Origin of the sequence: Sandaracinobacter sp. (assembly GCF_041909755.1) — a bacterium.
Taxonomy (GTDB): Bacteria; Pseudomonadota; Alphaproteobacteria; order Sphingomonadales; family Sphingomonadaceae; genus Sandaracinobacteroides.
The window spans coordinates 1-5,709 of sequence record NZ_JAYRCW010000126.1 but is presented as its reverse complement, the minus strand read 5'-3'; the positions used below and the strand labels follow the sequence as shown (position 1 = coordinate 5,709).

Genomic DNA, 5,709 nt, shown 5'->3' with positions numbered 1-5,709 from the left:
AGAAGGGCGGCAAGCCCCGTCTTGGCGCGCCGCCAGTCCACTCCGTCGGTCAAATGCCTGCCCCCCGGCTAAGGCGTCAGGCGGCGCGGACGCGGGTGATGGCGTCCTCGAACATGCGCTGCTGGTCCGGCCCCTCGAACTTGCCCCACTCGCTCTTGTCCATGCCCACGCCGGTCGGGAAGACGATCGGGTTGTCGCGATAGGATTCCGGCATCAGCGCCTTCGCTGCGAGGTTCGGCGTCGGATAGAGGATGGTTTCCGCGATATGCTTGCCGGCTTCGGCATCCAGCAGGAAATTGATGAACTTGTGCGCCAGTTCCGGCCGCGGCGCGCCCTTGGGGATCGCCAGCGTGTCCGCGTTCAGCAGCGAGCCTTCCTTCGGCACCACGAAGCCGATGTCCGGGTCTTCCGCGGCGATCTGGGCGATGTCCCCGTTGAACTCCATCACCAGGTCCACATCGCCCGCCAGCAGCAGGTCCTGGCCGTTGTCCTCGTGGAAGGTCTTGATGTTGGGCTTCTGCCGGATCAGCATTTCCTCCACCTGCTTCACGGTGGCGGCGTCGATCCCGTTCAGCGACTTGCCCAGATATTTCGCCCCCAGCCGGATCAGGTCGGCCGCCTCCGAAAGCAGCGCGATGCGGCCCTTGTACAGGTCGCTGTCGTACAGCCACTTCCAGCTGTCGGGCACGCCGTTCACGCGCGACTTGCGGTATCCGATGCCGGTGACGAGCCAGGTATAGGGCACGCTGTGCTTGGGCGCCGGGTCATAGTCGTTGCCCAGGAATTCCGGCGCGATGTTCTTGATGTTGGGGATCAGCGCCATGTCCAGCGGCGTCAGCATGTCGGCCTGGCGCATCCGCGTCACGAACTCGTTCGAAGGCACGATCACGTCATAGCCGGGGTTGCCGGCCTTCAGCTTGGCGAACAGCTCGTCGTTGGTCGAAAAATAGCTGGTCTGCACCTTCACGCCGCTGGCCTTCTGGAAGTCGGCGAGCGTCGTTTCCCCGATATAGGTGTCCCAGGTGTAGAAATTCAGCTTGTCCCCGCCGGCGTCCCCGCCGCCCTTGCCGCAGGCCTGCAGCGAAAAGCCCACCGCCGCGACGCCAAGCCCCGCCAGCAGCGACCGGCGCGACATCGATGAACGGCGGCCCGTGCCGGCCCCGTCTGCCCCATCCTCGAAAGCCGTCATCCCCCGCTCTCCTCGCCGCTCAGTTGCCGATGCGCAAAGTCGTAGAACAGGCGGGCGGCGAAATGTAGCCCCATTGTGCGCTGCAAGAGGAAAGCTGCGCCGCTCGCCTCAGCGCTTGCGCGGCGGCGCATCTCCAACTCGCCTCAGCGCTTGCGCGGCGGCGCGTCCCCACTGCCCTGTTCCACCAGCTGGCGCAGCGTTTCGTCGTTCAGGTCGCCCGGTTCCGCCAGAAGGTCCGCCACCTGCACCTGCTGTCCGCGATCCCGCGCGGAAAGCCCGGCGACCCCGGCCGAACGCCGGCTTTCCACATTGCTGTCGCGGGCCACGCGCGTCGGCCCGCCCAGCACCACCGCGATCAGCCGTCGTCCGTCCCGCACGGCAGAGGCCGCCAGCGTGAAGCCAGCCGCATTGGTGAAGCCGGTTTTGATGCCGTCCACGCCGGGCATGGTGCGCAGCAGATGGTTGTGGTTGGGCAGCACCTGGTTGCCGAACACGAACTGCTGCTGCTGGTAATAGCTGTAATATTGCGGGAAATTCCGGATCGTCGCCTGCGAAAGGATGAAGATGTCCCGCGCGGTGGTGATCTGGCGGGAATCCGGCAGCCCGTTGGGGTTCACGAACCGGCTGTTCGTCATGCCCAGCTGCTTCGCCCGCACCGTCATCAGGCGGGAAAATTCCTCGGTGCTGCCGGCGATATGTTCCGCCAGCGCCACGGAAATATCGTTGGCGGACTTGGTGGCAAGGCTGCGGATGGCCTGGTCCACCGTCAGGCTCTCGCCCGCCTTCAGACCAAGTTTGGAGGGGCGCTGGCTCGCGGCGTTCCGGCTCACCACCACCCGGTCGTCCAGCCTCAGCTTCCCGGCCGCCAGCTGTTCGAACACCATGTACAGCGTCATCACCTTGGTGATGGAGGCGGGGAAGCGCTGCATGTCGGCCCGGCGCGAATACAGCACCTCGCCGGTTTCGGCGTCGGCCACGAAGGCCGCATATTTCTGCTGGTCGAACAGGCTCAGCGCCTCGGCGGGTGCGGCGGCGGAAAGCTGCACCGTCAGCCCGGTCAGCGCGGCGGCGACTGCAAGGGAACGTACCGACATGCCAAAGGGATAACACAGGGCGGACTCGCGCCGCTAGAGTCCTCCGCGCCCGTTCCGGTGGCATTGCCGCGCCACAGGCCCTATCTGGCGCAATCATGGCAGCGCTTCCCGATCCCCTCTGGCGGCCGTTCCCCGGCCTCTCGGACTATGCAGGCACCGTCGCCGCGATGGAGGCGCATGTCGAACGGATGGCGGCCGGCGCGGCGGCCGAAGAGATCTGGCTCGTCGAACATCCGCCCCTGCTCACGGCGGGCACCAGCGCCGATCCGGCGGAACTTCTCGCGCCGGGCCGTTTCCCCGTCCATCCGGTCGGGCGGGGCGGGCGCTTCACCTATCATGGCCCCGGGCAGCGCGTCGTCTATCCCATGCTCGATCTGGGCCGCCGCGGCCGCGATGTGCGGCGCTATGTCGCCGCGCTCGAGGCATGGGCGGTCGCAGCCCTTTCGGATTGCGGGATCGAAGCCGGCATCAGCGAGGCAGGCACGGGCATCTGGGTGGAAACGGCAGAAGGCCTGCGCAAGATCGGCGCCATCGGTGTCCGGGTCCGGCGCTGGATCAGCTTCCACGGGCTTGCCCTGAACGTCACGACCGATCTCGGCCACTATGACGCCATCGTGCCGTGCGGCATCGCGGCCTTCGGGGTCACCCGTGCCGCCGATCTGGCCCCGGACGTGACGATGGCGCGCGTCGATGCGGCGCTTCGGCTCAACCTGCCCGTTTTGATGCACTCCCTGTCGGCCCCGGAACCGCCGCGCATCAAGACGCTTGAGGCCCATCCGGATTGCCGCTAGGCTCACCCCCGGTTCGGGGTCGGTAGGGACCGAAAGCTCCAGAACTTTTGCAAAAGACAAACCAGGAGTCAGATAATGGGTGACGTTCTCCAGAAGGTGAAGGCTGCCGCGCTCGTGACCGGCGCTGCTCTGTTCGTTGTTGCTTGCGGCGGCGCCAAGCCGGCCGAAGAAGCTGCCGCCCCGACCGAAGCGGCTGCCGTTGAAGCTGCCCCGGCCGACATGGCTCCGGTTGACGCCGCTGCCCCGGTTGACGCTGCCGCTCCGGCTGCCGACGCTGCTGCCGCCGCCACCGACGCTGCTGCTGCCGCGACGGACGCTGCTGCTGCCGCCACCGACGCGGCTGCTGCTGCCGCTCCGGCGGAAGCCCCGGCCAAGTAAGCTGGCTGGATTCGACCAACAGGTCGATTGGTTCCGGAAAGGCCGCCCCGCAAAGGCGGCCTTTCTTGCAAGTGGAGGGAGAAGAGTATGAGCCTCACAGAAATCACCCAGGGCATGTCCGAGCGCGTCGCGAAGAACGGCGGGATTGCCGGCAAGGTCGTCACGTTCGACTTCGGCGATGATGGCGCTGTCCGCATCGACGGCACGGCCAGCCCGGCCGCCGTCAGCAACGACAATGGTGCCGCCGACTGCCGCGTGAAGGTCTCGATGGCCGACTTCATCGACATCGCAGACGGCAAGCAGAATGCGCAGATGGCCTTCATGATGGGCAAGCTGAAGGTCGAAGGCGACATGGGCATCGCCATGCAGCTCGGGAAGATCCTGGGCTGATGCCGGTTCTCCGCAAGGTTTCGCCCGTCGGGCTCGCCGCGCGCGCGGCATGCCTGATGCTTGGCGGAATTCTTGCCGGCACGGGGGCCGGGGCGATGACAGCTCCGGCGCCCCTCGCTGGCGTCAACACCAGGGAAGGCCGGGCCGAAAAGGTCTGGGCGCTCCGCTCCGGCCTCAATGTCGCGGCGCTCCAGTGCCAGTTCTCGCCGTTTCTCGCCACCGTGCCGACCTACAATGCCCTGCTGCGCCAGCATTCGGACGAGATGGCAGAGGCCTTCAAGCAGATGACCGGCTATTTCGTGCGCACCAAGGGCCCCAAGGCGGGCCAGCGCGCGTTCGACACCTATGCGACCCGCTCCAACCAGAGCTGGGCCAGCTTCGACGGCCAGGTCAGCTTCTGCAATCAGGCCGCCCTCGTCGGCCGCCGCGCGCTTGCCGTGCCCAAGGGCCAGCTTGCCGATTTCGCCGCCGTCGAACTCCCGGCCCTGCGCGACAGCCTCGGCCAGCCGCAGCCGCACATCCTCGCCCCGAAACTCGAATGGGCGATCGTCCCGCAGCTGACGGATCCGTGCGCGGGCAAGTCCCGCTGCCGCTGACGGCATTCCGGCCCGCGCCGGCCGCAAATGCGCGCCCGTAACGGCGCCGCCATCGACAGCGGTTCCCGGAGTCCGGTACAGGCGCGGCCAGAACAGGAGGCACCATGGGCATCACCCGCATCGATCCCGGCCCGCGCATGAGCGAGGCCGTGATTCACGGCGACACCATCTATCTGGCGGGCCAGATCGGCGCACCCGGCGCAGACATTGAAACGCAGACAAGGGCGGTTCTCGCAGAGATTGACGAGCTGCTCGACAGGTGCGGAACCGACAAGCACCACATCCTGATGGCCACCATCTGGCTGGCCGACATCACCGACTTCGCGGGCATGAACAGGGTCTGGGATGCCTGGGTGTCCCAAACCGCGCCGCCGGCCCGCGCGACAGGTGAATCCCGGCTGGCGGCGCCCGAGTACCGGGTAGAGATCATCATCGTCGCCGCACTAAAACCGGCCGGCTGATCCACCTGCGGCCAGGGCCCTGTTCATCGGCGAACAGGGCCATCGAAAGCCACGGGGCTCCGGCAGCACGCACACAGGCGCGGAACGCGGCCACCGTCTGCCGCAACCGGTTCGCCTCTCCGCGGCGCCAGCGGCCAGAGCGCGAGATCTCAAACCATCAATGAAAAATGTCTCAAGGCATCGACGGACCTGGCCGGACGCGCCGCTGGTGACCCCTACGGGACTCGAAAAATCTCAGCAACATATTGTTTCTTATATCAATTTCACAACCCAACTTTTGGAGGGCCCCAATTTCGGCCCCACTCTACCTGCTTATCACCGAGCAATTTCTCCCCGAACACAGGATCCAAAGCGCCCTGCAGGCAGACTTAGTGTGAAGACCAGTGAATATGCTGGATGCGCCAGCCCGCGGCTGATTTTCGCAGGATCATCGTTTCGGTCGTAACACTGTCCACCGGCTTTTCACGCCAGGTTCCGGTCGTCTGGCCCTCGGTCAGAACCCATGCGGTCTGGCCGTCTCCGTCGCCCCTTCGGCTGGTAATGGCCTGCTCGGTCACGGCAGCGAACTTGGCATCCGCAGGCAGATGGTGTGCGGCATATTCCGCAGCAGACCGTTCCACCGCCCCGCCTTCGAAGATCAGCGCATCGTCCATCAGGCAGCCGCGCGCAGCAGCCAGATCTCCACGCTTCAGCGCGGCGTGGAATGCGTCCACCACGGCCACGGCTTCGGTCGCCGCTGGTGCAACGATGGTGCTGCCCGCAGCAGGCTTGGCTGGCCCATGGGCCGATGCCGAAGCGGAGCCGGTGGCG

The 5,709-nt window shown here is 66.4% G+C and carries 8 protein-coding genes; 5 read left to right on the top strand and 3 right to left on the bottom strand.

All coding sequences use genetic code 11. The annotated features are described in order from the left end of the window. Positions 1 to 76: 76 nt before the first annotated feature. Together ACE3O8_RS12625 and ACE3O8_RS12620 are read right to left on the bottom strand one after the other, a co-directional pair. Positions 77 to 1,189, bottom strand: a complete 1,113-nt coding sequence (locus tag ACE3O8_RS12625) for a spermidine/putrescine ABC transporter substrate-binding protein (protein ID WP_374390283.1) — start codon at positions 1,187 to 1,189, stop codon at positions 77 to 79. Positions 1,190 to 1,332: 143 nt separating this feature from the next. Then, on the bottom strand, positions 1,333 to 2,283 hold the full coding sequence (locus ACE3O8_RS12620) for a D-alanyl-D-alanine carboxypeptidase family protein (protein ID WP_374390281.1): 951 nt from the start codon (positions 2,281 to 2,283) through the stop codon (positions 1,333 to 1,335). 95 nt (positions 2,284 to 2,378) lie between these two features. Between ACE3O8_RS12620 and lipB the strand changes: the two genes are divergently transcribed. The 5 genes from lipB (at position 2,379) to ACE3O8_RS12595 (ending at position 4,899) form a co-directional block, all read left to right on the top strand. Beyond that, positions 2,379 to 3,074 carry a lipoyl(octanoyl) transferase LipB gene (lipB, locus tag ACE3O8_RS12615; protein WP_374390279.1) on the top strand — a complete coding sequence of 232 codons (696 nt, stop codon included), beginning with the start codon at positions 2,379 to 2,381 and terminating at the stop codon, positions 3,072 to 3,074. A gap of 75 nt (positions 3,075 to 3,149) precedes the next feature. Continuing rightward, complete coding sequence (locus ACE3O8_RS12610) at positions 3,150 to 3,452, top strand: hypothetical protein (protein WP_374390277.1); 303 nt, start codon at positions 3,150 to 3,152, stop codon at positions 3,450 to 3,452. 87 nt (positions 3,453 to 3,539) lie between these two features. Then, complete coding sequence (locus ACE3O8_RS12605) at positions 3,540 to 3,842, top strand: SCP2 sterol-binding domain-containing protein (RefSeq protein ID WP_374390275.1); 303 nt, start codon at positions 3,540 to 3,542, stop codon at positions 3,840 to 3,842. A 95-nt stretch (positions 3,843 to 3,937) separates the two neighbouring features. Continuing rightward, a complete protein-coding gene (locus tag ACE3O8_RS12600) occupies positions 3,938 to 4,438 on the top strand; it encodes a hypothetical protein (protein WP_374390273.1) in 501 nt (166 codons plus the stop codon). Positions 4,439 to 4,542: 104 nt separating this feature from the next. Further along, entirely contained in the window at positions 4,543 to 4,899 is a 357-nt protein-coding gene (locus ACE3O8_RS12595) for a RidA family protein (RefSeq protein WP_374390271.1), read from the top strand. A gap of 368 nt (positions 4,900 to 5,267) precedes the next feature. On the opposite strand, the gene ACE3O8_RS12590 is transcribed toward ACE3O8_RS12595, so the two are convergent. Beyond that, a partial coding sequence (locus ACE3O8_RS12590; protein WP_374390269.1) for a nuclear transport factor 2 family protein occupies positions 5,268 to 5,709 on the bottom strand: 442 nt, incomplete at its 5' end.

Bases quoted from the DNA above. Each gene is read 5' to 3' on its own strand.
- ACE3O8_RS12625 (WP_374390283.1), bottom strand. From the start codon at position 1,189: ATGACGGCTTTCGAGGATGGGGCAGACGGGGCCGGCACGGGCCGCCGT.
- ACE3O8_RS12605 (WP_374390275.1), top strand. From the start codon at position 3,540: ATGAGCCTCACAGAAATCACCCAGGGCATGTCCGAGCGCGTCGCGAAG.
- ACE3O8_RS12620 (WP_374390281.1), bottom strand. From the start codon at position 2,283: ATGTCGGTACGTTCCCTTGCAGTCGCCGCCGCGCTGACCGGGCTGACG.
- ACE3O8_RS12600 (WP_374390273.1), top strand. From the start codon at position 3,938: ATGACAGCTCCGGCGCCCCTCGCTGGCGTCAACACCAGGGAAGGCCGG.
- lipB (WP_374390279.1), top strand. From the start codon at position 2,379: ATGGCAGCGCTTCCCGATCCCCTCTGGCGGCCGTTCCCCGGCCTCTCG.
- ACE3O8_RS12595 (WP_374390271.1), top strand. From the start codon at position 4,543: ATGGGCATCACCCGCATCGATCCCGGCCCGCGCATGAGCGAGGCCGTG.
- ACE3O8_RS12610 (WP_374390277.1), top strand. From the start codon at position 3,150: ATGGGTGACGTTCTCCAGAAGGTGAAGGCTGCCGCGCTCGTGACCGGC.